The sequence below is a fragment of the Pseudomonas sp. FP2294 genome (assembly GCF_030687625.1).
In the GTDB taxonomy this organism is placed as follows: domain Bacteria; phylum Pseudomonadota; class Gammaproteobacteria; order Pseudomonadales; family Pseudomonadaceae; genus Aquipseudomonas; species Aquipseudomonas shahriarae.
Genome location: NZ_CP117441.1, coordinates 1,381,035 through 1,407,171 on the forward strand (window position 1 = coordinate 1,381,035; position 26,137 = coordinate 1,407,171).

Here is a 26,137-nt window from a genome sequence, read left to right on the forward strand (position 1 = left end):
GATCCTTTACAGCGGTGGGCTGAGTTCTTCGGTGATGGCTTGGATAAACGCTTGGATGACGTCTTCATTGCGGCGGAAAAAGTGCCACTGCCCGGCTTTCTGGCTACTGATCAGGCCTGCCCGTTGCAGGGTTGCCAGGTGCGCCGACACGGTGGACTGCGACAGGCCGCAGCGTTGGTCGATCTGCCCGGCGCAGATGCCGTACTCGTGGTTGTGGACTTGTTCGGGGAACTGCACTTTCGGGTCTTTCAGCCAGTTGAGAATGTCTCGCCGTACTGGGTGTGCCAGGGCTTTTATTATTTCGTCGAGGTCAATGGACATGGCAGGGCTCGGTGTGGGTAAAACGTTATATCGCGATGAGGCGAACTTTAAATCGCTATATCCCGATATACCAATACGATTTTGATCTTGTTACTTAATAAATCGGTATATCGGGTTATAACGATACGTTGGCAGCAGTGCTAAACTGCGCGCCATGAATTATCTCGCACATCTGCACCTCGGCGGCCAACTTCCTGCACAACTGCTGGGCAGCCTCTATGGCGATTTCGTCAAAGGCCGCCTGCAGGGCCAGTACAGCCCGCAAATCGAGGCGGCGATCCAGCTGCATCGCTCCATCGACCGTTTCACCGACAGCCACCCATTGGTCGGGCAGGCGTTGTCACGGTTTACCCTGACTCGGCGTCGTTATGCGGGGATCGTCCTCGACGTGTTCTTCGACCATTGCCTGGCGCGGGATTGGGCGTTGTATGCCGATCAGCCACTGGAGCGCTTTACCTCCCAGGTGTACCAGGTGCTGGCGGCCGAACCGCAATTGCCGGGGCGCCTGGCGCAGATTGCACCGTCTATGGCGACGGATGACTGGCTGGGCTCCTACCGCGAGTTTGCGGTGATGGAGCATGTGCTGCGGGGGATTTCCCGGCGCCTGAGCCAACCCCGGGAACTGGACCAGGCGATGCAGGAGTTGCGGGTGCTGTATGAGCCGTTGAGCGAGGATTTCCGGGTGTTCTATCCCCAGTTGCAGGCGTTCTCGAATAGCCACTTGGTAATACAAACCTGAATGTGGGAGTAAGCCCCCACATTGGGTACTGCGTTTGCTTCAGGCCGCATACGCCGGCCGAACCGGCACTGGCTGGTTTTGTGGCACCGGCCCGAACAAGGCCTTCTGCACCGCCTGCTGCGCCTGATACGCCAGCGCCGCACGTTCCTGGCCGGCGCAGGCAATGGGCTTGAGCAGATGAATCTCAACGTCGCCCTGATCATTGGCAAACAAACGCATCAGGTGCGAGAGCAAATCATCGTCACCAATAAACGGTGCGAGCGGATCAATCTGTCCATCGCGCAAATAACGGATCGCCACCGGTTGTAGCGCCACCTCGGCATCAATCGCGCTGGCCAGTAGCCGGCCATGGAAGGTGCGCAGGCTGCGGCCATCGGTGGTGGTGCCTTCGGGGAACATCAGCAGCGGGTGTTTTTGCTCGAGATGACGAGTCATCTGTTTGCGAATCAACTGACTGTCCCCCGAGCCACGGCGGATAAACAGGCTGCCGGCCTTCGCGGCCAGCCAACCGGCCACTGGCCAGGTGCGCACTTCGGCCTTGGACAGGAATGACAGCGGCGCCACCATCCCCAGCAGCGGGATGTCGGTCCAGGACACATGGTTGCTGACCCACAGCATCGGCTGTTGCGGCAGCTCACCGTGCACCGTCACGCGAAAGGGCAGGGCATTGCTCAGGCGCGCCATGAAAAACCGCGACCAGCGCTGGCGCCGCACCATGGAGTTGGCGATTCCCAGGCGCTCGAACACACCAAACACGCCGGCCATGCTCAAGCCCAGGGCCACCACCAGCAGCACGCGGGCGATCCGCCCGTAGACCCGCAGGCGGCCCATCACATGGCCGCCTTGAAGTGGCGGGCATACCGCGGGCACAACTCGTCGCGTTTGAGCAGGATGAACACGTCGGCCACCTGGAAATCCTCGTCCCAGCACGGCTCGCCGCAGATCTTCGCGCCCAGGCGCATATAGGCCTTGAGCAGCGGCGGCATTTCGGCGATGACGTTGGACGGCAAGTCCAGGCTCGGCAGAGGCTTTTTCGGTTCGGCGCGCAGGTGTTCGTTGCACAGATAGCGTTCGCGCAGGCGCTGCATGATCGCGTGGGCCTGGATGCCGCCGTCGTGCATCGGGATGCTCGCGCAGCCCATCAGGTAGCTGTAGCCGCCCTGGTTGAGCACCTCGGCCAACTCGCCCCACAGCACCGCGATGGTGCCGCCGTTACGGTAGGCCGGGTCGACACAGGTACGGCCGATCTCCAGGATCGGCCCCTGCAAATGCAGAAGGCCGTGGAGGCTGAACTCTTCTTCGCTGTAGAACCGGCCCAGGGTGCTGGCCGCCTGGTGATCCAGCAGGCGGGTGGTGGCCACCAGGCGCCCGGTGTTCAAGTCCCGTACGCCAATGTGGCTGCAGTGAACATCATAGTCATCCATGTCCAGGCCCAGCTCCGCGCCTTTCAGCTTGGCATTGAACTCGCCGCTGAAAACGCTGAAACGCAGGGCCTGGGCTTCCTGCAACGCCTGGGCGCCGATCAGGCGTTCGGCTTGCAGACGGCGTTCATTGCCGGTGTCACTGATGCGGGCGATCTGAGTCATGGCGAGTCTCCAGGTGCCGGCCAGGGTTGCGGCCAGTCGACTTTGTTGTGCAAAGTCAGGCTATGTACCCCCGGTGTCATCTCCATGAATCTACGGTGACGCTTAGATGACAGCCCCCAAGGAGCCTTCCATGCCCTGGCACGCGTTGCTCGACCGACCTGCCCGACTGCCCGTCCACGCCAACCTGGCCGAGGGCTACAGCGTTTTATTGCAACGCCTGGGGCCGCTCACGCCCTTCGAGCTGGCAACCCAGGGCGCCCGCCTGATGGCCACGCCCGGCCTGGCGTTCCTGGTGGGTTATCAAGCAGCATTGCGCGCGTTATGGCCCAGCGCGCCCCACAGCCTGGGCGCCCTGTGTGCGACCGAACAGCGCAGCCTGCGCCCGCTGGACATGCAAACGCGCCTGGACGACCTGCGCCTGAGCGGACGCAAGGATTTCGTCACCGCCGGCGATGCCGCCGACTGGCTGTTGATCGCCGCCCGCTGCGAGGCCCCCGGCGAAAAGCCGCGCCTGACCCTGGCCGTGGTGCTGGCCGGCGAGCCCGGCGTGCGTGTGGAGCCCTTGCCGGCGATCCCCTTGATGCCCGATATCAGCCATGGTCGCGTCCACCTCGACCACGCCGCCTGCGAGCGCTTGCCGGGGGATGGCTGGGACGATTACGTCAAACCCTTCCGCACCCTGGAGGACACCTATGTACTCAGCGCGATGACCGCCTGGCTGCATGGCATCGGCCAGGAATGCGACTGGCCCCAGGCCCTGCGTTTGCAGTTGTTGGCATTGCTGGCCGGCTGTGCCGAGGTTGTTCGCCAACCCAGCGCGTCGGCGGCGGGGCATGTGTTGTTGGGGGGATTGTTTGTGCAGTTCGAGGGGCTGAAGGCGCAGGTCAATCAGGCGATGGGGGCGGGACCGTGGGCCGCGATGTGGCAGCGCGACCAAGCCGTGCTGGACCTCGCCGCCAGCGCCCGGGCCAAACGTCTGGAAAAAGCCCTGAGTCCAGCCCCCCGCTGACTGTGGGATGAGCTTGTGTGGGAGCGGGCTTGCCCGCGATAGCAGGGGGGCAGGCAATACAGGCGGTGACTGATATACCGCCATCGGGGCATAGGTATCTACACACTCTCTTCTGGGTATGTGTACATATCCGTTTTTGCGGTAACGGCGGCTATTGGTTCCGCTCTTACAGCGGGTCACTTTTGGAAAAGAGCCCCAAAAGTAACCAAAAGGGCTCCTGCCCCACCACTCGGCACCTCGCCTAGGCTCGGTGTGCCCGTCATCCGACATTGATTTGGGGGGCCGCCGCGATGGGCCATCCATGGCCCAGCGCGGCTAACCCGGCGTCCTGCCGGGTTACCCCCCAAATCAATATCGGATGACGGCCAGCGTGGTTTAACGGGGCGCCTAAGATCAAAATCACAAGCAAAGCGAGTCGGCCTGACAGCCGACCTGATCGTCGAGATGTACGCATATACCTGTGGGAGCTGGCTTGCCTGCGAAGGCGGTGTATCAGCCAATACATTTATCGACTGATACACCGCCATCGCAGGCAAGCCAGCTCCCACAGGGGGGAATGCAGCTTCGCGCCCCGGCTTTGCTGTTGCTCTGCTTTTGATCTGGCTTTTGATCTTGATCTTGGGCGCCCCGTTAAACCACGATGGCCGCAGGCAGGTATTGCGCAGTGGGCACCCCGGCATGGATGCCGGGGTAGCCGCGACACGGCCAGGGATGGCCGATCGCGGCGGGCCCACGGAGCAATGCCTGACTGCGGGCATGCCGAGCCTAGGCGAGGCACCGAGGGGTGGGGCAAGAGCGTTTTGCTTACTTTGGCGCTTCTCCAAAGTGAGCCGCTGTAAGAGCGGAACCAATAGCCGCCGTAACCGCAAAAACGGATATGTACACCACCCCAAGAACCACGAAAGAGTTGTGTAGATACCTATGGCCATCGCGGGCAAGCCCGTTCCCACAGGCGCTATGTGGTGGTTCCCAGGCCTGTCGCCAAACCGTCATTTATCTGCATTAGGCTCGCGGGCTTGAATGCCCCCGAGTGCTTGTCCATGGTCAAAGGCCTGCTGTCCGTCGCCTTGCTGCTGTTCACCGCTACCGCCCATGCCCAGACCTGGCCGACGAAGGATTGGTCCCAGGGCCCGCAGTTGGCCGGTCCCGCCGTCAAGGCGCTGGAGGACTATGCCTTCCCGGCGCGCAATGACATCACCCGCGAAGGCATCCGCACCGACGCGCTGCTGGTGATCCGCGATGGCGCAGTCATTTATGAGCGCTATGCAGCACCGACCACCGTCACCACCCCGCACCTGACCTGGTCCATCAGTAAAAGCCTGATGGCCACCATCCTGGGCGTGGCGTACGGCGAAAACCGCTTCAAACTGAGCGACCCGGCCGCGCGCTTTTATCCGCCGATGAAGCAGCACCCGACCATTACCCTGGGGCACCTGCTCAATTGGGCCTCGGGCATGGACTGGCAGGAAGACTACGAATACGCGCCGCTGAAATCCTCGGTGGTGGCCATGCTCTACACCCGTGGCCGCGCTGATATGGCGGAGTTTGCCGCTGATACCAGCCCCTTCGCCGCACCTGGCCAGGCATTCCGCTACTCCAGCGGTGACAGCAATCTATTGTCTGCTGCCCTCAAGGGCATGCTTGGCCATAAGGCTTATGTCGATTACCCGTGGACCGCGCTGTTCACGCCCTTGGGCATTCGCAGTGCCAGCTGGGAAAGCGACGCCAATGAAACCTTTGTCGCCTCATCCTATGCCTATATGACTGCCCGCGATCTGGCACGGATTGGCTTGTTGATGGCGCGGGACGGGCGTTGGGGTGAGCGGCAATTGCTGCCCAAGGCCTGGGTCGATTTCAATCGCCAACCCCTGGCGCAGTACATCGCTGGCCAGGACGAGGCGGTACCCGGCGGCCACTGGTGGCTCAACCGCCACGTGCAGGGCGCTGCCCGGCCCTGGCCGGATGCGCCCGACGATGCCTTCGCGGCCCTGGGGCACTGGGGCCAGGCGTTGTATGTGTTGCCCGAGGCACAGCTGGTGATCGTGCGCTACGGCGATGACCGCGACGGCAGCTATCGCCACAACGAACTGCTCAAACGCGTGCTCGCGGCGGTGCAACCATGATCCGTCGTCGCCCGTTTATCAGCCTGTTTCTCCTGCTGTTGCTCGCCTTGCTGGGGTGGATCTGGCACGAGCGCGTCAACCTGCAAGCCTTCCCCGACATCATCGCGGCGTATACGGCCAAGGAGTATTGCTCGTGTCGGTATGTGGCGGGCAATCCTGCTGACTATTGCCTGGGGTATGTGAAGCAATACGTTCCCACCAGCGCCTTTGCCGATCATCCGCAAACGCGCCTGGTCACCGCCAGCGGCCTGGGCCGCAGCCACAGTGCCCAATGGCTGGGCGAACGCCAGGGTTGCCGCCTGCTGCCCTGAGGTTCCACAGGGTGGAACCACCTTTGATTGTCCTCGCACGCCCATCGCGGTTATCTGTGGCGGTGCCACAAAAAAGAACGGGAACACCCGCCTGCGAGGAGAGTCACCATGCGCCCACACCAGCACATCCTGGATTGGCTGAGCGATGTCGCCAGCGACCTGCACGCCGTGCGCCAGGACATCCACGCCCACCCTGAACTGGGGTTTGAAGAAAACCGCACCTCGGCCCTGGTCGCCCAATCCCTGAAGGACTGGGGCTTCGAGGTCCATACCGGCATCGGCCACACCGGCGTGGTCGGCGTGCTGCGCAATGGCAGCAGCCCACGCACCCTGGGGATCCGGGCCGATATGGATGCCTTGCCGATTATCGAAAACACCGGCGTCGCCTACAGCAGCCAGCACGCCGGCTGCATGCATGCCTGCGGTCACGACGGTCACACCGCCATGCTGCTGGGCGCCGCGCGCTACCTGGCGGCGACGCGTCAGTTCGACGGTACCCTCAACCTGATTTTCCAGCCGGCCGAAGAAGGCCAGGGCGGCGCCGAAGCGATGCTCGCCGATGGCTTACTGGAGCGCTTCCCCTGCGACGCGCTGTTCGGCATGCACAATATGCCCGGCCTGCCCGCCGGCCACCTGGGCTTGCGGACCGGGCCGATGATGGCTTCCCAGGACCTGCTCACCGTGACCCTCGAAGGCGTCGGCGGCCACGGTTCCATGCCGCACCTGACCGTGGACCCGCTGGTGGCCGCCGCCAGTACGGTGATGGCTTTGCAGACGGTGGTCGCGCGCAATATCAATGCCCAGGAAGCTGCGGTAGTCACGGTCGGCGCCCTGCAAGCGGGGCAGGCCGCCAACGTGATTCCTCAGCAGGCCATCCTGCGCCTGAGCCTGCGTGCCCTCAATGCGCCGGTACGCGAGCAGATGCTGGAGCGGGTCAAGGCAATCATCCAGACCCAGGCCGCCAGCTTTGGCTGTACCGCACAGATCGAACACCGCCCGGCCTACCCGGTGCTGGTCAACCATGTCGACGAAACCGAGTTCGCCCGCCAGGTCGGCATTGCCTTGCTCGGTGAAGCGGCGGTCGACGCCAATACGCCCAAGTTGATGGGCAGTGAAGACTTCGCCTGGATGCTCCAACGCTGCCCCGGCAGCTACCTGTTTATCGGCAACGGCGTGTCGCGGCCGATGGTCCACAACCCGGCCTATGACTTCAACGACGAGATCCTGCTGACCGGCGCCGCCTATTGGGGCGCCCTGGCCGAGAGCTGGCTCAAGCCGGCCTGACCACCTGCCTTTTTCCTGCCGCTGGACCTTTCCTCAACAGGTTGAATGGAGTGTTCTCATGCAGACTTCAATAAAAGGTGTGTCCCGCACCCGGCAAGTGGTAGCGGCGGTGGTCGGCAACGCGCTGGAGTGGTACGACTTCATCGTCTATGGCTTTCTGGCCAGCATCATCGCCCGGCAGTTCTTCCCCTCGGACGATGAGTACGCATCGCTGCTGATGGCCCTGGCCACCTTCGGCGTGGGCTTCTTTATGCGCCCGGTGGGCGGCATCCTGCTCGGCATGTACGCCGACCGCAAAGGCCGCAAGGCCGCCATGCAGTTGATTATCCGCTTGATGACCGTGTCCATCGCACTGATCGTGTTTGCGCCCAACTACGCCGCCATCGGCATGGGCGCACCGCTGCTGATCGTAGTGGCGCGGATGCTCCAGGGCTTTGCTACCGGCGGCGAATATGCCAGCGCCACGGCGTTCCTGGTGGAAAGCGCACCGGCTCATCGCAAAGGCCTTTACGGCTCCTGGCAATTGGTCGGGCAGTGCCTGGCGGTGTTTGGCGGCGCGGCGATGGTGGCATTGGTCACTCACTTCTTTTCCCCGCAGACCCTCGACCTGTGGGGCTGGCGCCTGCCGTTTGTATTCGGCTTGCTGATTGGCCCGGTGGGCTTGTGGATTCGTCGGCACATGGAAGACCCCGAGGAGTTTATCGAAGCGCGCAAACAGGCCACCGGCCCGGCGCCGAGCCTGATGACAGTGCTGCGTGAGCATCGGCGCAGCATCCTGGTGAGCATGGGCCTGGCGTGCGGTGCGACGGTGTCGTTTTACGTGGTGCTGGTGAATATGCCGACCTTCGCCCACAAGAACCTCGGCCTGCCCCTGGACCAGGTATTGATGGTGCAGATGTTTGCCGTGGCGCTGATGACCGTGGTCATCCCCTTGTCCGGCCTGCTCTCGGATCGCCTGGGCCGGCGACCGGTGTTGATGGGCTTTACCCTGGCGTTCTTTGTGATGGTTTACCCGCTGTATGTGTGGGTCGCGGCGGCGCCGTCCATCGAGCGTTTGTTGGTGATGCAAGTGATGCTGTGCACCGCCATCGGCGGCTTCTTCGGCCCGGCGCCGACCGCCCTGGCCGAGCAGTTTCCCATCGAGGTGCGTTCCACCGGTGTGTCGGTGGCCTATAACGTAGCGGTGATGGTGTTCGGCGGTTTTGCCCCGCTGATCGTCACCTGGTTGAGCAAAGAGTTGGGCACACCGGTGGCCCCGGCGTTTTATGTGCTGTTCGCTTGCGTCCTGACGCTGCTGGGCACTTACTGCATGCATGAAGCGCCGAGGGCTGCAGCGCCGGCGCGCTTTGCCAAGGGGGTGAAACCTTGAACATCGTTGAACTGGATGCGCTCGAGCTGTCCCGGGCGATCCATGCACGGCAGGTGTCCTGCCACGAAGTGATGCAGGCCTATCTGGCGCAGATCGCGCGCTTCAACCCCTCGGTCAATGCCCTGGTGTCGTTGCGCGACGAAGCCGATGTGCTGGCCGAAGCCCGTGCCTGTGACCTTGAGCTGGACCAGGGCCGCTCCCGTGGCTGGATGCACGGCATGCCCCAGGCCATCAAGGATCTGGCGGCGACCCAGGGCCTGCGCACCACCCTGGGCTCGCCCCTGTTCGCCGAGCAGATTCCCAGTGAAGACGCGATCGTCGTGGCGCGGGTGCGTGCCAGTGGCGCGATTATCATCGGCAAGAGCAACGTGCCGGAGTTCGGCCTGGGTTCGCAGACCTACAACAGCGTATTCGGCACCACCGGCAATGCCTATGACCCGACCTTGGTCGCGGGCGGCAGCAGCGGCGGGGCGGCGGTGGCCCTGGCGCTGCGCATGCTACCGGTGGCCGATGGCAGCGACATGATGGGTTCGCTGCGCAACCCGGCGGCGTTCAACAACGTGTTCGGCCTGCGTCCTTCCCAGGGCCGCGTACCCCATGGCCCGGCGCCGGAGGTGTTTGTCCAGCAACTGGCCACCGAAGGCCCGATGGGGCGCAGTGTGGCTGACGTGGCGCGGCTGTTAAGCGTCCAGGCCGGTTATGACCCGCGGGTGCCGTTGTCGCTCAAAGACGATCCCGGCGTGTTCGGCACATCGTTGGCCCGTGATTTCAACGGCGCACGCCTGGGTTGGCTGGGGGACTACAACGGCTATCTGCCGATGGACGACGGCGTGCTGGGCCTGTGTGAGTCAGCCCTCGGCGATTTCGGCGCGCTGGGGTGCGAGGTAGAAAGCTGCCAGCCGGACTTTTCCATGGCGCGCCTGTGGCAAACCTGGCTGGTCCATCGCCATTGGCTGGTGCAGGGCACGCTGGGGGCGGCCTATGCCGCCCCCCATAAACGTGCGCTGCTCAAGCCTGAAGCGCAGTGGGAAGTCGAGGGCGGCCTGGGCCTGAACGCGGCGGATGTGTATCAGGCGTCGCTGGCGCGCAGCGACTGGTATCGCGCCTTGGCCAGGTTGTTCGAACGTTACGATTTTCTGCTGCTGCCCAGCGCACAAGTGTTCCCTTTCGATGCACAACAGCCCTGGCCACGCGTCGTCGGGGGGCAAACCATGGACACTTATCATCGCTGGATGGAGGTGGTGATCGGCCCCACATTGGCCGGCCTGCCGAGCATGAGTGTGCCGGTGGGCTTCAACCACCGTGGCTTGCCCATGGGCTTGCAGATCATTGGCCCGGCCCAGGCGGATCGCGCCGTGCTGCAACTGGCGTATGCCCATGAACAACTGACACGCTGGGTGCAGCGTCGCCCTCCGCAATGCTTGCGGGCGAACGCCTGAGCTGGCAGCGGCCTGTATCTTGCTGTGAAATTCGATCATCCATCAGCAACCGGGAGATCAGCCATGGGCAGCAACGCCGACACAGGTACTGTGCGCTCAGTGGAGCGGGCACTGGCCATCATCGAGTTGCTCGGTGAGCACCAGGCCCTGGGGCTTGAGGAGCTGCATTACCTGACGCGCCTGCCCAAGGCCACGGTGTCGCGCATGCTGCTGACCTTGCAGGAGCAGGGCTGGATCTATCGCGGCCTGAGCGACCGGCGTTATCGCATCAGTGCCCAGCGTTTGTTTGGCGATACCCAGCAACGGTTCAAGCGCCGCCTGGTGGAGTGCGCGGCGCCCTGGCTGCTGGAACTCAGCGAACGCACCGGGCTGGTGGCGGATTTGTCGAACTTTGACGGCGAACGCCTGGAAGTCATGGAGAGCGCGATCCCCACGGTGCTGCGCAAGCTGTACCCGAACAACTGCCAGATCGTCGGCCAGCATGCCAGTTTGTTCCACTCGGCCATGGGCAAGGCGTGCCTGGCCGAGTTGGCTTCTGATGAAGTAGAGCGCCTGGCCAGCCGCGAACATGTGCCGGCCGACGACCAGTACCGCGCCTGTGAGCAATCCCAGCACCAGGGGTTTGGCCAGCGTACCGAGGGGTACTGGGAGTACCCGGTGCGCTTGCCGTTCCTGATCCGCGCGGTGGCCCTGCCGGTGCGGGCCAATGGCCGGTTGGTGGGGAGCATGGCGTTGCACTGGCCGATGCACCAGGCGCCGGTGGAGCGGGTGTTGAGTTTGCATCTGGCCAGCCTGGAGGCGACTGTGCGCGGGGTGCAGCATGCGTTGGGCTGAGGGGGATATACATTGCTGTCTCCCTTACATTGCGTGCAGCAAGCCGGCCAGTTAATGTTCAGGCAGGTTTTTCTCCGCGCGAGTGTTTAATGTTCAACACATCCCTCCTCAAACCCCTGGCTCTCTTGCTGCTGGCCACTGCCTCCCTGCCCGCACAGGCCGCCTGGTATCTGGATAACGAATCCTCACGGCTGTCGTTCGTCACCACCAAAAACACCGATGTTTCCGAAGTCCAGCGCTTCCTGGTGCTGCATGGCAAGGTCGACGAGAAAGGTGCCGCGCAGTTGGAAGTCGAGTTGGAGTCGATCAACAGTGGCATCCCGCTGCGTGACGAGCGCATGCGCAACGACCTGTTCCAGATCAAGACCCACCCTGATGCGCAGATCAACGCGCAAATCAATCTGCAGCCGATCAACGATCTGGCCACCGGCGCGCAACTGGAGTTGCGCCTGCCGCTGTCGGTCACCCTGCACGGCAAGACCCAGACCTACAACGCCGAACTGCTGGCCACGCGCCTGGATGACCGGCGTTTCCAGGTGGTGACCCTGGAGCCGCTGGTGCTGCACGCCAAGGATTTTGATTTGCTCACCGGTGTCGAGACCCTGCGCAAGGCTGCGGGCCTGGACGCGATCAGCCTGTCGGTGCCGGTAGGTGCGGTGCTGATTTTCACGGCGCGCTGACATGAGCGGCGCGGTGTTCCCCTGGCGCAGCGCCAACCGCTATGAATTGCTGATCGACGGCCCGAATTTTTTCCCGCAGATGCTCGTGGCGATTGCCCGTGCCGAGCACCAGGTGGAGCTTGAGCTGTATCTGGTGGAGGCGGGCGCCTGCGCCGAGGCGATGGTCCAGGCCCTGGTGCAGGCGGCCGAGCGTGGGGTGCAGGTGCGTTGCCTGTTCGATGACTACGGCAGCCTGGCGTTTACCCTCAGCCTGCGGCGCCGCCTGATCGAGGCCGGGGTGCAACTGCGATTCTACAATCCGCTACGCTGGCGCCGCGGGATGCGTAACCTCTACCGCGACCATCGCAAGCTGCTGTTGGTCGACCAGACCATTGCTGTGGTGGGCGGTACCGGGGTCACCGACGAGTTCTGGACCCCTGGCCAGGACACCTGCGACTGGCACGAAGTGATGGTGCAGATCAGCGGCCCGCTGGTGCAGGACTGGCAGGCCCTGTTCGACAGGCAATGGCGGGTCAACGACCACCGCCGGGCCTGGAAGCCGGCCACGCATTTTGGTTTGCCGCGCCTGCCCAAGGTGCCCGCGACCGGGCCGGGCCTGGGACGAGTGGCGTATGCCGACGCCGGGCAACACCGGGACATTTTGCAATCGCTGATCCGCGCCTTGAACAACGGCCAGCACCGTATCTGGCTGGCCACGCCGTACTTCTTGCCCACTTGGGGCGTGCGTCGGGCCCTGCGCCGTGCGGCAGGGCGTGGTGTGGACGTGCGCCTGCTGCTGACCGGGCCGCGCACCGACCACCCCTCGGTGCGTTACGCCGGGCACCGCTACTACCCGCGCCTGCTCAAGTCGGGGGTGAAAATCTTTGAGTACCAGCCGTGTTTCCTGCACCTGAAGATGGTCCTGGTGGACGACTGGGTGAGCATTGGCTCGTGCAATTTCGATCACTGGAACCTGCGTTTCAACCTGGAAGCCAATCTGGAAGCATTGGACCCAGCGTTGACGCTGGCGGTGGCGGGCAGTTTCGAGCGCGATTTTGCCCAGAGCCAGGCGGTCAGCCTTGAGGCGTGGAAGGCCCGGCCATTGTGGCGGCGGGTGAAGCAGCGGGTGTGGGGGTGGATCGACCGGTTGGTGGTCAATCTGCTGGATCGAAGAGGGTAGGGAACACACCGCAATCAACTGTAGGAGCTGGCTTGCCTGCGATGCAGGCACCTCGGTCTATCAGTTACACCGAGGTGCTGCCATCGCAGGCAAGCCAGCTCCTACATTGACCGTGTTTACAGCTTCAAGTCAGAGCAGTTCAAAGCTCTGCTGCTGCACATCCTGGGAGTCCAGGCCGATCTGCACATTGAACTGGCCAGGTTCGGCGGCGAACTTGAGCTGGGTGTTGTAGAACTTCAAGTCATCCTCGGTAATGCTGAAGTGCACCACCTTCGATTCGCCGGCCTTGAGCAGGATCTTCTGGAAGTTCTTCAGCTCCTTGATCGGGCGGATCATCGAGCCAGCCACGTCCTGAATGTACAACTGCACCACGGTTTCACCGTCAACTTTGCCGGTGTTTTTCAGGGTGACGCTGGCGTCGAGCTTGCCGGTCTTGTTCAGGGTGGTGGACGACAGCGCCATGTCCGACAGGCTGAAACTGGTGTAGCTCAGGCCATAACCGAACGGGTACAGGGGGCCTGTGGTGTCGTCGAAGTACTGTGAGGTGTAGTTGCCCGGTTTGCCCGGGGTGAACGGCCGGCCAATGGTCAGGTGGTTGTAGTAGGTCGGAATCTGCCCCACGGAGCGTGGGAAGGTGATCGGCAGCTTGCCCGACGGGTTGTAGTCACCAAACAGTACGTCGGCAATCGCGTTGCCGCCTTCGGTGCCGGCGAACCAGGTTTCCAGGATCGCGTCGGCTTGCTGGTGCTCTTCGAGGATCGACAGTGGTCGGCCGTTCATCAACACCAGCACCAGCGGCTTGCCCGTGGCTTTCAGGGCCTTGATCAGGTCGCGCTGGCTTTGCGGGATGTTCAGGTCGGTACGGCTCGATGATTCGTGGGACATGCCACGGGATTCACCCACGGCGGCTACCACCACATCGGCGTTTTTCGCGGCCTTGACCGCTTCGTCAATCAGCACCTGGGCCGAGCGCGGGTCATCCACCACTTCCGGGGCATCGAAGTTGAGGAAGTTCAGGTAGTCCACCACCGCCTTGTCGCTGGTGATGTTGGCGCCACGGGCGTAGATCAGCTTGCCCTTTTCGCCGATCACCGCGTTCATGCCGTCCAGCAGGGTTACCGATTGCGCGGGCTTACCGGCGGCGGCCCAACTGCCCATCATGTCGATGGGTGCCTTGGCCAGCGGGCCGACCAGGGCGATGGTCGCGGATTTCTTCAGCGGCAGGGTGTCGTTCTGGTTTTTCAGCAACACCAGGCTGCGCCGCGCGATATCGCGCGCTTCGCTGCGGTGCAGGCGGCTTTCGGCATAGGTGTCGGCCGGATCATCCTCGGCCTTGCCGATACGCAGGTACGGGTCGGCAAACAGGCCCATGTCGTACTTGGCACCGAGCACTTCACGTACGGCGTTGTCGATATCGCTCTGCTCGATCTCGCCGGACTTCAGCAGCCCTGGCAATTCCTTGCCGTAGAGCTGGTCGTTCATGCTCATGTCGATGCCGGCCTTGATCGCCAGCTTGGCCGCTTCGCGACCATCCTTGGCCACGCCGTGCTTGATCAGCTCGAAGATCGCGCCGTGGTCGCTCACCGTCAGGCCCTTGAAGCCCCACTCCTTGCGCAGCAGGTCGTTCATCAGCCAGGTGTTGGCGGTAGCAGGCACGCCGTTGATCGAGTTCAGCGCCACCATCACGCCGCCAGCGCCGGCCTTGATGGCGGCGTGGTAGGGCGGCAGGTAGTCCTGGTACATCTTGACCGGGCTCATGTCGACCACGTTGTAGTCGCGACCGCCTTCCACTGCGCCGTACAGGGCGAAGTGCTTGACGCTGGCCATGATGCTGTCGGCCTGGGCCGGGCTCGGGCCCTGGAAGGCCTTGACCATCACTTCGCTGATGCGCGACACCAGGTAGGTGTCTTCGCCAAAACCTTCGGAGGTCCGACCCCAGCGCGCGTCGCGGGAAATATCGACCATCGGCGCGAAGGTGATGTCGAGGCTGTCGGCGGCGGCTTCCTTGGCGGCAATGCGCCCGGAGCGGCCGATGGCGTCCATGTCCCAGCTCGAGGCCAGGGCCAGGCTGATCGGGAAAATGGTGCGGTGGCCGTGGATCACGTCATAGGCGAAGAACATCGGGATCTTCAAGCGGCTGCGCATGGCCGCGTCCTGCATCGGACGGTTTTCCGGGCGGGTGATGGAGTTGAACGTGCCACCAATACGCCCGGCGGCGATTTCCTTGCGGATCATCTCGCGGGGCATTTCCGGGCCGATGCTGATCAGGCGCAACTGGCCGATCTTTTCATCCAGGGTCATCTGCCGGAGCAGGTCGCTGACGAACGCGTCCTTGTCTTTAAGCGCAGCGGGCTTGGTCTCGGCAACGACGGAGTGACTGGCCAGAGTGGCAACAAGGCCCAGCAAACACAGCTTTTTCATGAATATCCTTTTTCGGCGTACTGCGCAGCGTTCAGGTAAAACACTGCTCGGCCAAAATGTGGGGAGCGACTATTGTTGTTCGGGTGTTGTGTGGATAAATACCGCACACTTCTCAGCTCTTTATGAACTATCCATAAAGAAGGGCATCTTTTAGCTGATTGGCTCGCTGTAATCCAGTAGTGGCGGATTATGCCCCAAGCGCGTGATGTATAGGGTCAGTCGTCAAATTCCATAAGGTTGGTCAGGAGACACACCATGCAAGCAGCACAGACTATTCGATGGGGCTGGAAAGCCGCCGCCCTGCTACTGATCAGCAGCGTGCTGAGCGGTTGCGGCATCAACAAGATCCCGACCCTGGACGAACAGGTCAAGGCGGCCTGGGCCCAGGTGCAGAACCAGTATCAGCGGCGTGCCGACCTGATCCCCAACCTGGTGGAAGTGGTCAAGGGCTATGCGGCCCATGAGCAGGACACCCTCACCGCCGTGATCGAAGCGCGGGCCAAGGCCACCTCGATCCAGGTCGATGCCAGCACCCTCGACAACCCGGAAAAACTCAAGCAATTCCAGCAGGCCCAGGAAGGCCTGAGCGGAGCCCTCAGCCGCCTGATGGTGGTGTCCGAGCGCTATCCGGACCTCAAGGCCAACCAGAACTTCCTGGCCCTGCAATCCCAGCTTGAAGGCACCGAAAACCGCATCAGCGTGGCCCGTCGTGACTTTATCGCCGCGGTGCAGGCCTTCAACACCGAGATCCGTACCTTCCCTGGCCGCCTGTGGCATAGCGTGATGTACAGCGACTTGCCAGTACGCGCCAACTTCGAGGCCACCAGTGCCGATGCCGATAAAGCGCCGCAAGTGAAATTCTGATGACCCGGCGTGCTTGGTGGCTGGCGGCGCTGCTGCTGGCCTTTAGCCTGACTGCCCAGGCGGCCCCGGACTTTCCGGCGCTGACCGGGCGGGTGGTCGACAACGCGCAGATGATTGACCCGGCGGTGCGCACGCAACTGAACCAGCAATTGCAGGCGCTGGAGCAAACCCGTGGCGACCAGATAGTGGTCGTCACGGTGCCCGACCTGCAAGGCCTGCCCATTGAAGACTTCGGTTATCAACTGGGCCGGCACTGGGGCATCGGCCAGAAGGGCAAGGACAACGGCGCGCTGTTGATCGTGGCCAGGGACGAGCGTCAGTTGCGCATCGAAGTGGGCTACGGCCTGGAAGGCGTGCTCACCGATGCGCAGTCGTGGGTGATCATCAACCAGGTGATCGCGCCCAAGTTCAAGGCGGGCAATTTCACCCAGGGCATCAGCGACGGCGTGGCCGCCATGATCCAGGTGGTTGGCGGTGAGCCGTTGGCCGTGCCGGCCCATGTGGCGGACCCCAATTTCGCCAAGGACAACCCGGTGTTTTCCATCGGCCTGTTCATCCTGTTGCTGGTGGTACTGTGGCTGTGCAACCGCATGGGGCTGCCGGTGGGCGCCATCCTGCTGGCGATTCTCAGCAGCAGCGGGCGTGGCGGTGGCGGTGGTGGAGGCGGCGGTTTCCGGGGCGGCGGCGGTGGTTTCGGCGGCGGCGGGGCTTCGGGTGGCTGGTAATGACAATAACTAAAGAGCATCTACAACCATGGCTTTACTGACAGAACACGAGCAGCGCCAGGTGGCCGAAGCGATTGCCAGGGTCGAGCAACAGACCGATGCCGAACTGGTGACCGTACTCGCCGCCCGCGCCGACGACTACGCCTATATCCCGCTGTTGTGGGCCAGTGTGGTGGCGTTGGTGGTGCCGGGGATCGTGCATTACCTGTCGGGCTGGCTGACCATGCACACCTTGTTGCTGGCGCAATGGGCGACCTTCATTGTGCTGTGCCTGGTGTTCCGCCTGCCGGCCATCACCACCCGCCTGATCCCGCGTTCGGTACGGCATTGGCGCGCGTCAAACCTGGCACGCCGGCAGTTCCTGGAGCAGAACCTGCACCACACCCTGGGTAGCACCGGGGTGTTGATTTTTGTCAGCGAGGCCGAGCGTTACGTGGAGATCCTGGTGGATGACGGCATTTCCAAACGGCTGGATGACAGCAGTTGGGATGCCATCGTCAAGACGTTTACCCAGCAGGTGAAACAGGGGCAGACGTTGAGCGGGTTTATCACGTGCATTGAGGCCTGTGGCGAACTGCTCAAGGTGCATGTGCCGCAGACGCACACGCGCAATGAACTGCCCAACCGCTTGGTCGTCCTGAAATAACCTGTGGGAGTTGGCTTGTGTGGGAGCTGGCTCCTACACAAGCGACATTTTGAATTGCGCTGACCGTTGGGCAAATAACTCCGTGCCCTGAGCCCCCATCCCCCCTAAAATGCCCGGCATTCCCAGCCCGAGGCGTTTTTGTTCATGTCTGTCACCGCTAAACCTGCCAGCCCCGCGCCGGACCATCACGCCCAGTTCATCGAACTGCTGCGCGCAAGCCTTGAGCAGAACGCCTTTATCAAGCTGGTGCTGGCCAAGTACGTGGGCGACGAGGCGGACCTGCAGCGCCTGATCATCAAGCCAGTGACGGTCAAGGAGCAGGCCTGCCTGTCCTTTGTCTATCGCTACAAGACCCGTGACATCACCAAGAACTTCGCCCTGGCCGATGGGGTCGCGATGATTGCCGAGCTGCTGCCGGCCTCGTTCAAGAACGCGCACCTGCTGGCGTTGACCGATGAGGCACAGCTGGAATACAGCAAGAAGAACAAAAGCTCGCTGTTCAAAAGCAAGCCCCAGCAGCTGCGTGAGGCGCCGTCGGCCGAGCACAACCGCGAGAAAAACCGCTTCCTTGACCTCAGCCGGCCATTTCTCGCCGACCTGGGCGTGACCAACGCCAAGCACGAGCTGATCCCGGCGATGTCGCGCAAGTGGAAGCAGATCAACAAGTTCATCGAAGTGTTCAGCCATGCGCTGACCTCATCCCCCTTGCAACTGGACCGGCCGGTACGTGTCGCGGACTTTGGTTCGGGCAAGGGCTACCTGACCTTCGCCATCCACGACTACCTGCGCAACACCCTCAAGGCCGAAGGCCAGGTGACGGGTGTGGAGTTGCGCGAAGACATGGTGACCCTGTGCAACAACGCCGCCGCCCGCCTGGACCACCCGGGGCTGGTGTTCAAGTGCGGTGACGTGCGCAGCGTGGCGCCCAGCGAGCTGGACGTGATGATCGCCCTGCATGCCTGCGACATCGCCACCGACTACGCAATCCACACCGGCATCCGCTCCGGGGCGTCGATCATCATGTGCTCGCCGTGCTGCCACAAACAGATCCGCTTGCAGATCCAGAGCCCGGCGCTGCTCAAACCGATGCTGCAATACGGCCTGCACCTGGGCCAGCAGGCAGAAATGGTCACCGACAGCTTGCGCGCCTTGTTCCTGGAAGCCTGTGGGTATGAGACCAAGGTCTTTGAGTTCATCTCCCTGGACCACACCAACAAGAACAAGATGATTTTGGCGGTCAAGCGTGCGGAGCCTGCGGATAACACGCAGTTGCTGGAGAAGATCCGGGAATTGAAGGCGTTTTATCAGATCAGTGAGCACTGCCTGGAAACCTTGCTGCGCGCTGACGGCTACCTATCCTGAAGAGTGCGCGGATCAAAATGTGGGAGCGGGCTTGCCCGCGATGACGGAGTGTCAGTCAACCTATCTGGCGCCTGATACACCGCTATCGCGGGCAAGCCTCCTCCCACATTAGATTGCATTTACCTTGGGAGAGGGCGCCGGCTGCACGGCGGTCTTGCGCCCCAGCATCACCGTCACGATTACCCCGCAGGCAAACAGCCAGGTAATCGGTTCGATGTGTTCGCCAAAAAACAGCGCGGAAAAGGCGATGGTGAAAAAGATCTGCAGCAGTTGGATCTGGCTGACCCGCGCAATGCCGCCCATGGCCAGCCCGGCGTACCAGGCAAAGAACCCCAGGAACTGCGAGAACAACGAGACGTAGCCAAACGCCCACCAGGTGCGCGCCGAGATTGCGCCGTCGTGTTGCAGCGCCAGGTACGTCACCGGCCCGATCAATAGCGGCGTCGACAGCACCAGCGCCCAGCAGATCACCTGCCAGCCGCCCATTTCCTTGGCCAGTCGGCCGCCTTCGGCATAACCCAGGCCACCCACGGCAATCGCCCCGAGCATCAACAAGTCGCCGGCCTGGATGCTGCCGGCACCGCTGATCAATGCATACCCGAGCACCAACGCACTGCCCAGCGCCGCGCAGGCCCAGAAGGCCTTGGACGGACGCTCATGGGACAACCACGCCGCATACAGCGCCACGCACAGCGGTTGCAGGCCGTTGACCAGGGCGCCATGGGAGGCCGGCAGGGTTTGCATGGCCCAGGCCGACAGCACTGGGAAACCAAGGATCACCCCGGCAATCACCAGCGTCAGGCCGCGCACCTGGCGCCAGGTCGGCCAGGCTTCGCGGCGCCACAGCAACAGCAAGGCCGCCGGCACCGCCGCGAACAGCGCGCGGCCCAGGCCGTTGAGCAGCGGATGGATTTCCTGCACCACGATGCGGGTGAAGGGCAGGGTCAGGCTGAAGATAACGACGCCGAGCAGGCCGAGGGCCATGCCGGTGTTTTCGCGGGAGTTCATGGGGCGCGACCGGATTCAAATGGGCTAGAGGTTGATGCCCATCTAGCCACAAAGCCCGCAGGACGCGGGCTTACAGCTGGCTGCAGATTGAACCGTACAGTTCCTGCAGGCGCTGGGGTTAGAAGAACCGCGTCACGCTGATCTTGGCGTTGCGCCCGACGCTGGTGGCGCTGTCGCCGCTCAAGGCTGGCATGTAGCTGCGGTTGAACAGGTTGTCGACCGTGAAGTTGACTTCGGTGCCCTTGAGGTACGCCTGTTGCGGCGTCCATTTGGCGAACAGGCCCTGGGTGTCGTAGCTGGCGTTGGGGTACTGGTCGTAGAAGCTGTCGCCGAAGCCGCTGTTCAGGCCGCCTGAGTATTTGTCGCTGGGCAGACGATCGGTCTTGCGCACGAACTGACCTTGCCAACCCACCTGAGCGTCCCAGGCCGGAATCTTGGTGCCCAGCACGGCAACCCACTTGGCCGGTGGAATATCCCGGGCCCAGACGTGGATGTCGGTCGCCCATGGGTTGGTGTAGGGGTTTTCGCGTTTGCCGGTGGCCCACGAGTAACTCAGGGAGCCGAACAGATAAGTCGAGTCGTAGTAGCCCTCAAGCTCGAAGCCCTTGATGGTCATGCTGCCGACGTTGCGGTAGTTGGTCTTCGACGCCATATCGGTGCAGACCTCGGCGATGGAACCTTTGATGGAGTTCTGTTGCGCGCAACCCAGGCCGGTGGCCTTGAAGATCTCGTCCTCGATCTTGTTGTGGAACAACGTGCTGCGCAGTTGCAGGCTGTCGCCGCTGGCGATCACGTTGGCGAAGCTGGTGACGTTACCCACGGTAATGGCGGTGATGCGTTCCGGGTCGAGGTTGCGGCTGGTGGAGGTGCGGCTGCCCAGGCCCTGGACTTCGTATTGCTCGTCGATCACCGGTGCGCGCCAGGTGCGGCTCCAGTTGGCGAACATCACCACGTCCGGGGTGACTTTCCAGAACACCGCCAGGCGCGGAGACCAGCCGGCATAGGTGCGGTCGCCGTAGTCATGGCCGTAGGCCGGATCGGGGTTGCTGTAGTACGGCGCATCGTTGGCTTTGCCACGGTTGAGCACGTGGTCATAACGCAGGGATGGGGTGATGGTCACGTCGCCCAGGGTGACCGCGTCCTGGATGTAGAACGCGTTGGTGTCGACTTTGCCGTGGGGCATGAACGCCGGCTGGAAATGCCCGTAGTTGTACTCAGGCGTGTCGTACTTGGCGCCGGGCATCCAGCTGTCGGTATCGCGGATGTGCTTGCGGATCTGCACCCCGGTGGTCAAGGCATGGTCCAGCGGGCCGGTGTTGAAGCGGCTGATGTTGCGCAGCTCCAGAATCTTGTCGGTGTAGGCGGTGTCCATCTTGCGCCCGCCGGTGGACAAGCCGACAACGGCCGTGGCGTCGCGCTCGTCGGTCTGGTCGGTGTTGGACTCCGAGTAGCTGAGCTTCATGTCGATCAGCGGGTTATCCAGGGGGTGGTATTCGTACTTGCCCGACCACGTGGTATCGACGGTGTGGCGGTTGGCCAGGTACCGTCTTACGGCAGCATCGTAGCCATAGAGATCGATATCTTTCTGCTGCGGTGGCGATGGGTAGCTTCTGGCCGAGAAGGGCGTCCAGCGTTCGCTGTTGGCCCGGGAGTAGGAGAAACCGAGGCTGTGCTCATCGGTGAGGTACATGTTCAGTTTGAACAGTTGACCGTCCACATCCTGGGCGCTGTTGGGCAGGCGCTGCGGGTTGATCGGGTAGCGCTTGCTGTCGTAGTCGCGCGCAGCGGCCAGCTTCAAATCGCCGCCGTCGCGCTGGGTCAGGTAGGCCAGGGCGTCGATGCGCCCGTCCTCGGTGCGGCCATACACTGCGCCGGTGTAGACCTGTTCGTGGTCGTTGCTGGCATACCCGTATTTGAGCATCGCACCGCTGTTGCGCCCGTCCTTGAGCAGGTCCGGTGCATCTTTGGTGACCATATTGACCGTGCCGCCAAACCCGCCGTTACCGGTGAAGGCCGAGTGCGGGCCTTTTTCCACCTCGACGTTCTTGATCATCTCGGGCTCGATAAAGATGGTGCCTTGCTGATAGCGCTCGAATCCGCTTTTGGTGGCGCCATCGACGGTCATCGGCACGTCTTCGGCCTCGCCCATGCCGCGAATGTTGATGATCTGCCCGCCCGGTTTCATCGAGCCGCCCATGGTCACCCCCGGCAGCGTCTGCACCAGGCTGGCGATGTTGTTAGGCTGCAGGCGGTCGATATCGGCCTGGGACAGGGTGGAGCGGCCGACGGTGCTGGCGTCGACCTGGTTACCGGTGCCGATCACGCTCAAGGCGTCCAGTTGTAAGCTGGCGCTGTTGGTGGTGCGGCTTTCTTCGGGGCGCACGACATAGGTGTTGCCCACTTTGATCAGGGTGAACGCGCCGGTATTGAGCAGGGTGCGGATTGCCACTTCGGGGGTGAAATCGCCGTTGAGCGCGGGCGCCTGGATATTTTTCAGCAGGTCTTCATCGAACAGCAGCTGGATTTTTGCTTGTTGCGCCACCTGGCTCAGGGACGTGGCCAAGGGTTGGGCCGGCAGTTGCAGGGTGAACGACTCGGCCTGGGCCGTGAGGCTGACGGCCAGGCAGGCGGCGATCAGTGTCGGTCGAACAAACAGGTGCTGGGCAAGGCAAGGCGCGCGAAACATGAAATCCCCCAAAGCGGCTAAATAGCCAAAAAAGGCATGCGTATCAAACGCAGACCGGAGGAAGACGCGGCAGGAAAAAAAATCCTCACATGCGAATGCAAAATATTCTCAAGTGGTGTTACTTGCGCGCTTCGATACGGATCTTGCCATCGCCCAGGGCCACGGTTTTCACCGGCAACAGGGCCGGCAGGGCACTGATCAGCGCGTCCGGGTCATTCACGTCGAGATTGCCAGAAACCTTCAACCGCGCCACCGCGCCATCGGCCAACACCACGGCCTTGGGCCGGTACAGACTCAACTCATCCAGCAGGCTGGCCAGTTCGCGGTTGCGAAAGGACAGGTGCCCGCTGCGCCAGTCGGCGACTTCGCCAGCGGCCACGGTTTGCTGCTGCACGGAGCCCTTGGCGTAGCTGTAGGTCGCCCGCTGCTGGGCGCCGAGCATAACGGCGCTGGCTTTCTGGTCGGGGGCGAAGGCGACCATCCCGTGGGCTACGCTGACCACCAGCTGCTGCTGGCCGCGGCGCACATCAAAAGCGGTGCCCACCACCCGCACATCGGCCTCGCCTGCGCGCACGAACAGCGGCCGCTCCTTGTCGGGTGCCACCTCCAGGTACAACTGGCCCCGGTCCAGATGGATCACACGGCGATGGGCATCGAAGTCCACCCGCAACTGCGTGCTGGCATTGACGTACAAGGTGCTGCCGTCCGGCAGGTCCAGGGTGCGCATGCCTTTGTCCTGCGCCGCGATGTCGGTGTGATACAGCCCGCGCGGGGCCCCGAGGTTGCTGGCGAGCAAGGCGCAGACCAGCGCGGCTGCCACCGCCAGGGCGGGGCGCCAGGGCGCGGGTTTGCGGGCGGGCAAGGGCACGGGTTTGTTCAGTTGCTGCAACTCGCCGAGGTCGGCCCACAGCTGTTCGAATTCGGCGTAGGCGCGCGCATGGGCTGGCACGGCATGCCAGGCGGCGAAGGCCTTGCGCTCCTGCGTGTTGCCTTCGTTGCGATTGCGCGCAAACCAACTGGCAGCCTGGGCATCGATGCAGTCGTGCTCATCAATGTTGTGGCTGTCGCGGTTACTCAAGCGGGTCATTCTGGCTGCTCCTTGCCCGGTCTTTTTGAAGTCGCTGCTTGCAGTGCAGCAGGGCAAAGGCGATGTGCTTTTCCACCATGCTGATCGAAATACCCATGCGTTCGGCGATCTGCGCCTGGCTCAGGCCTTCGAAGCGGTGCAGCATAAGGGCTTCTCGCCTGCGGGGCGAGAGTTCGGCGAGGACTTCTTTCAACTGTTCCAGGCGTTGGAGGCGTTGGGCGGCGGCCAGGGGATCGTTTTGCTCGTCGCTGACAGGTTCGGCATCCCGTTCGGCCTGCTCGTGATGTACGCCATGGCGCACCTTCTGTTTGCGCCAATGGTCGCGCAACAGGTTGCGCGCCATCTGAAACAGGAAGGCCCGTGGCTGCTCGACCTTGGCTCGGTCGCGGTAGTCCAGCCATTGGGTAAAGACATCCTGGGTCATGTCCGCCGCGTCGCTGGCGTTGTCCGTGCGTTTACGCAGGTAATGCAGGATATCTGCATAGAACCCGCGAAAGGCATCGGCCGACAGCGGGTCGGGCTTGAAACGAGGCATGGATATCCTTCTTGACGCAGCACGCTGCAGAAAAGTCGCGAATGATATCGAGAATTATTGCTATTTGTCTCCGTAAATTTAGCGATGCATGCATTCCCCTGTGGGAGCGGGCTTGCCCGCGATGGCGGTGTGTCTGGTCCACCGCTATCGCGGGCAAGCCCGCTCCTACAGGGGGATGTTTTAGCTCAATGAGGTCAGCAGCTTCTGCAACTGCGCCTGACCCGCCATGTCCAGTGGGAACACCGGTAACCGTGGATCACCCACCTCCAGCCCGGTCAGGCGTAAGCCGGCCTTGATCGTCGCTGGCAAGCCGCCCTTGAGGATGAAGTCCAGCACCGGCAACTGCCGATAGAACAGCTCCCGCGCCTGGTTCAGGTCATTGGCCAGTATCGCCTGGTACAGGTCCAGGTTGAGTTGCGGGATCAGGTTCGGTGCAGCCGTGCACCAACCCTTGGCACCGGCGGCGAACGCTTCCAGGGCCAGTGGGTTGCAGCCGTTGTAGAACGGCACCTGGCCTTCGCTCTGGCGGTACAGCTGGTGCATGCGCTGGATATCGCCGGTGCTCTCCTTGACCATCGTCACGTTGTCGACGCTGTGGACGATACGCAGGATCAGCTCCACCGACATATCCGTGCCGCTGGTGGCCGGGTTGTTGTAGAGCATGATCGGCACGCCGACGCTGTCGCCGATGGCCGCGTAGTGCGCAAGGATCTGCGCCTCACTGAGCTTCCAGTACGACGTCGGCAGCACCATCACCACATCGGCGCCTTCGGCTTCGGCAAAGCGTGCGCGGCGCACGGCCTTGGCGGTGGTCAGGTCGGATACGCTGACGATGGTCGGCACGCGCTTGGCGACCTTTTGAATGCTGTAGGCGCTGACGTCGTCCCACTCGGCGTCGCTCAGGTAAGCGCCTTCACCTGTGCTGCCTAACGGGGCAATGGCGTGGACGCCGCTGTCGATCAAGCGGTCGATGGATTGACCCAGGGCGTCGAGGTCAACGGTGCTGCCGTCGGCGCTGAACGGGGTGATGGTGTAGCCGATGATGCCGTGAATAGTAGGGCTGGACATGGAATATCTCCGGTCGAAAAAGGCTTCAGTTCAGGCAATCGGCGTGTTGACGCAGGTTCTGCCGAGCGTAGTAGTTGAACGCGGCGCCGTGGCGCTTGGGCTTGGAGATCCAGTCATGGGCCTCGCGTCCCAACTGCGGCAGGATCGGCTTGATGGTCCCGGCGGCCATGGCCAGCAATTGCAATTTGGCCGCCCGTTCGATCAATTGCGCGATTACGCAGGCCTCTTCGATGGTGCTTCCGGTGGACAGCTGCCCGTGGTGCGACAGCAGGATGGCGCGCTTGTCGCCCAGGGCTTGGGTGATGATTTCGCCTTCTTCGTTACCCACCGGCACACCCGGCCAGGCTTCGAGGAACGCGCAGTCTTCATACAGCGGGCACAGGTCCATGTGCGACACCTGCAGCGGTACTTCGAGCATCGACAGCGCGGCGATGTGGGTGGGGTGGGTGTGGATGATGCAGTTCACATCCGGCCGGCCACGGTACACCCAGCTGTGAAAACGGTTGGCCGGGTTGGGCATGCCGTGGCCTTCCAACACTTCCAGGTCTTCGTTGACCAGCAGCAGGTTGCTGGCGGTGATTTCATCGAAACCCAGGCCCAGTTGCTGGGTGTAGTAGGTGCCAGGCTGTGGGCCACGTGCAGTAATCTGCCCGGCCAGGCCCGAGTCGTGGCCGTTCTCGAACAGAATACGGCAGGTCAGGGCCAGCTTTTGCCGGTCGGTCCACGTATTATCCGCCAGGGTACTTTGCATCTGGGTCAGCGCTTGCTTGACCAGTTGTTCTTTCGGGAGTGCTAATGTCTTGGCCATATCGGTGTCCTTTGGGTGGTTCAATGGACGTCGATTTGCTGGTTCCCGCTGCTCGCAAGGTCGTTGGGTTCTG

Annotated in this window: 23 protein-coding genes and 1 pseudogene; 14 read left to right on the forward strand and 10 right to left on the reverse strand. The window is 62.7% G+C overall.

Annotation, left to right across the window (positions count from 1 at the left end; translation table 11 throughout):
- Window positions 1-6: 6 nt before the first annotated feature.
- On the reverse strand, window positions 7-321 hold the full coding sequence (locus PSH73_RS06085) for a helix-turn-helix transcriptional regulator (RefSeq protein WP_029297039.1): 315 nt from the start codon (window positions 319-321) through the stop codon (window positions 7-9).
- A gap of 154 nt (window positions 322-475) precedes the next feature.
- Here PSH73_RS06085 and PSH73_RS06090 point away from each other — a divergent pair, with 154 nt between their 5' ends.
- Window positions 476-1,060, forward strand: coding sequence for an ACP phosphodiesterase (locus tag PSH73_RS06090; RefSeq protein ID WP_170059952.1), 585 nt, complete (start codon window positions 476-478; stop codon window positions 1,058-1,060).
- 39 nt (window positions 1,061-1,099) lie between these two features.
- Here PSH73_RS06090 and PSH73_RS06095 read toward each other — a convergent pair whose 3' ends face one another.
- Together PSH73_RS06095 and olsB are read right to left on the reverse strand one after the other, a co-directional pair.
- Window positions 1,100-1,891 (reverse strand): 1-acyl-sn-glycerol-3-phosphate acyltransferase, encoded by a 792-nt coding sequence (locus PSH73_RS06095; protein WP_170045321.1) that lies wholly within the window; start codon window positions 1,889-1,891, stop codon window positions 1,100-1,102.
- Window positions 1,891-2,646 carry an L-ornithine N(alpha)-acyltransferase gene (gene olsB / locus PSH73_RS06100; protein WP_057439788.1) on the reverse strand — a complete coding sequence of 252 codons (756 nt, stop codon included), beginning with the start codon at window positions 2,644-2,646 and terminating at the stop codon, window positions 1,891-1,893. Before olsB ends, PSH73_RS06095 begins: the two co-directional genes overlap by 1 nt.
- A 130-nt stretch (window positions 2,647-2,776) precedes the next feature.
- Between olsB and PSH73_RS06105 the strand changes: the two genes are divergently transcribed.
- The 9 genes from PSH73_RS06105 (at window position 2,777) to PSH73_RS06145 (ending at window position 12,854) form a co-directional block, all read left to right on the forward strand.
- Window positions 2,777-3,655, forward strand: coding sequence for an acyl-CoA dehydrogenase family protein (locus PSH73_RS06105; protein WP_057958752.1), 879 nt, complete (start codon window positions 2,777-2,779; stop codon window positions 3,653-3,655).
- A gap of 1,040 nt (window positions 3,656-4,695) precedes the next feature.
- Window positions 4,696-5,778 (forward strand): serine hydrolase, encoded by a 1,083-nt coding sequence (locus tag PSH73_RS06110; protein WP_305462101.1) that lies wholly within the window; start codon window positions 4,696-4,698, stop codon window positions 5,776-5,778.
- Complete coding sequence (locus tag PSH73_RS06115; protein ID WP_057439782.1) at window positions 5,775-6,089, forward strand: hypothetical protein; 315 nt, start codon at window positions 5,775-5,777, stop codon at window positions 6,087-6,089. Before PSH73_RS06110 ends, PSH73_RS06115 begins: the two co-directional genes overlap by 4 nt.
- 108 nt (window positions 6,090-6,197) lie before the next feature.
- Window positions 6,198-7,373, forward strand: a complete 1,176-nt coding sequence (locus tag PSH73_RS06120; RefSeq protein ID WP_057958754.1) for a M20 aminoacylase family protein — start codon at window positions 6,198-6,200, stop codon at window positions 7,371-7,373.
- A gap of 58 nt (window positions 7,374-7,431) precedes the next feature.
- Window positions 7,432-8,742 (forward strand): citrate-proton symporter, encoded by a 1,311-nt coding sequence (locus tag PSH73_RS06125; protein WP_057439778.1) that lies wholly within the window; start codon window positions 7,432-7,434, stop codon window positions 8,740-8,742.
- Entirely contained in the window at window positions 8,739-10,181 is a 1,443-nt protein-coding gene (locus PSH73_RS06130) for an amidase (protein ID WP_120732001.1), read from the forward strand. Before PSH73_RS06125 ends, PSH73_RS06130 begins: the two co-directional genes overlap by 4 nt.
- A 63-nt stretch (window positions 10,182-10,244) precedes the next feature.
- On the forward strand, window positions 10,245-11,015 hold the full coding sequence (locus PSH73_RS06135) for an IclR family transcriptional regulator (protein ID WP_057439776.1): 771 nt from the start codon (window positions 10,245-10,247) through the stop codon (window positions 11,013-11,015).
- 89 nt (window positions 11,016-11,104) lie between these two features.
- A complete protein-coding gene (locus tag PSH73_RS06140) occupies window positions 11,105-11,695 on the forward strand; it encodes a YceI family protein (protein WP_120732003.1) in 591 nt (196 codons plus the stop codon).
- Between the two features lies 1 nt (window position 11,696).
- The gene (locus PSH73_RS06145) at window positions 11,697-12,854 is read left to right on the forward strand and encodes a phosphatidylserine/phosphatidylglycerophosphate/cardiolipin synthase family protein (RefSeq protein ID WP_057958757.1); all 1,158 of its coding nucleotides are present in this window, start codon (window positions 11,697-11,699) and stop codon (window positions 12,852-12,854) included.
- A 129-nt stretch (window positions 12,855-12,983) separates the two neighbouring features.
- Here the strand turns inward: PSH73_RS06145 and bglX are convergent, their stop codons facing one another.
- Window positions 12,984-15,275: a beta-glucosidase BglX gene (bglX, locus tag PSH73_RS06150; RefSeq protein ID WP_057958758.1), complete on the reverse strand. Its 2,292-nt coding sequence runs from the start codon at window positions 15,273-15,275 to the stop codon at window positions 12,984-12,986.
- A 255-nt stretch (window positions 15,276-15,530) separates the two neighbouring features.
- On the opposite strand from bglX, the gene PSH73_RS06155 reads away from it, so the two are divergent.
- From PSH73_RS06155 to PSH73_RS06170, 4 genes are all read left to right on the forward strand, one after another.
- Entirely contained in the window at window positions 15,531-16,139 is a 609-nt protein-coding gene (locus tag PSH73_RS06155) for a LemA family protein (RefSeq protein WP_029297013.1), read from the forward strand.
- The gene (locus PSH73_RS06160) at window positions 16,139-16,864 is read left to right on the forward strand and encodes a YgcG family protein (protein WP_057439771.1); all 726 of its coding nucleotides are present in this window, start codon (window positions 16,139-16,141) and stop codon (window positions 16,862-16,864) included. Before PSH73_RS06155 ends, PSH73_RS06160 begins: the two co-directional genes overlap by 1 nt.
- Before the next feature lie 28 nt (window positions 16,865-16,892).
- Window positions 16,893-17,510: a TPM domain-containing protein gene (locus tag PSH73_RS06165; protein WP_057439769.1), complete on the forward strand. Its 618-nt coding sequence runs from the start codon at window positions 16,893-16,895 to the stop codon at window positions 17,508-17,510.
- Window positions 17,511-17,654: 144 nt separating this feature from the next.
- Entirely contained in the window at window positions 17,655-18,872 is a 1,218-nt protein-coding gene (locus PSH73_RS06170) for an SAM-dependent methyltransferase (RefSeq protein WP_115127571.1), read from the forward strand.
- Window positions 18,873-18,980: 108 nt separating this feature from the next.
- Here the strand turns inward: PSH73_RS06170 and PSH73_RS06175 are convergent, their stop codons facing one another.
- The 6 genes and pseudogenes from PSH73_RS06175 to PSH73_RS06200 all read right to left on the reverse strand — a co-directional run bounded on the left by PSH73_RS06175 (window position 18,981) and on the right by PSH73_RS06200 (window position 26,064).
- Complete coding sequence (locus PSH73_RS06175; RefSeq protein ID WP_057958761.1) at window positions 18,981-19,880, reverse strand: DMT family transporter; 900 nt, start codon at window positions 19,878-19,880, stop codon at window positions 18,981-18,983.
- A 118-nt stretch (window positions 19,881-19,998) separates the two neighbouring features.
- Complete coding sequence (locus PSH73_RS06180) at window positions 19,999-22,566, reverse strand: TonB-dependent receptor (protein WP_057958762.1); 2,568 nt, start codon at window positions 22,564-22,566, stop codon at window positions 19,999-20,001.
- A gap of 118 nt (window positions 22,567-22,684) precedes the next feature.
- Complete coding sequence (locus tag PSH73_RS06185) at window positions 22,685-23,653, reverse strand: FecR domain-containing protein (RefSeq protein ID WP_170059959.1); 969 nt, start codon at window positions 23,651-23,653, stop codon at window positions 22,685-22,687.
- Window positions 23,650-24,188, reverse strand: a pseudogene (locus tag PSH73_RS06190) (RNA polymerase sigma factor). The gene PSH73_RS06185 and the pseudogene PSH73_RS06190 overlap by 4 nt, the downstream one beginning before the upstream one ends.
- 180 nt (window positions 24,189-24,368) lie before the next feature.
- Window positions 24,369-25,256 (reverse strand): dihydrodipicolinate synthase family protein, encoded by an 888-nt coding sequence (locus PSH73_RS06195; protein WP_057958764.1) that lies wholly within the window; start codon window positions 25,254-25,256, stop codon window positions 24,369-24,371.
- A 25-nt stretch (window positions 25,257-25,281) separates the two neighbouring features.
- A complete protein-coding gene (locus PSH73_RS06200) occupies window positions 25,282-26,064 on the reverse strand; it encodes an aldolase (RefSeq protein WP_057439765.1) in 783 nt (260 codons plus the stop codon).
- Window positions 26,065-26,137 lie beyond the last annotated feature (73 nt).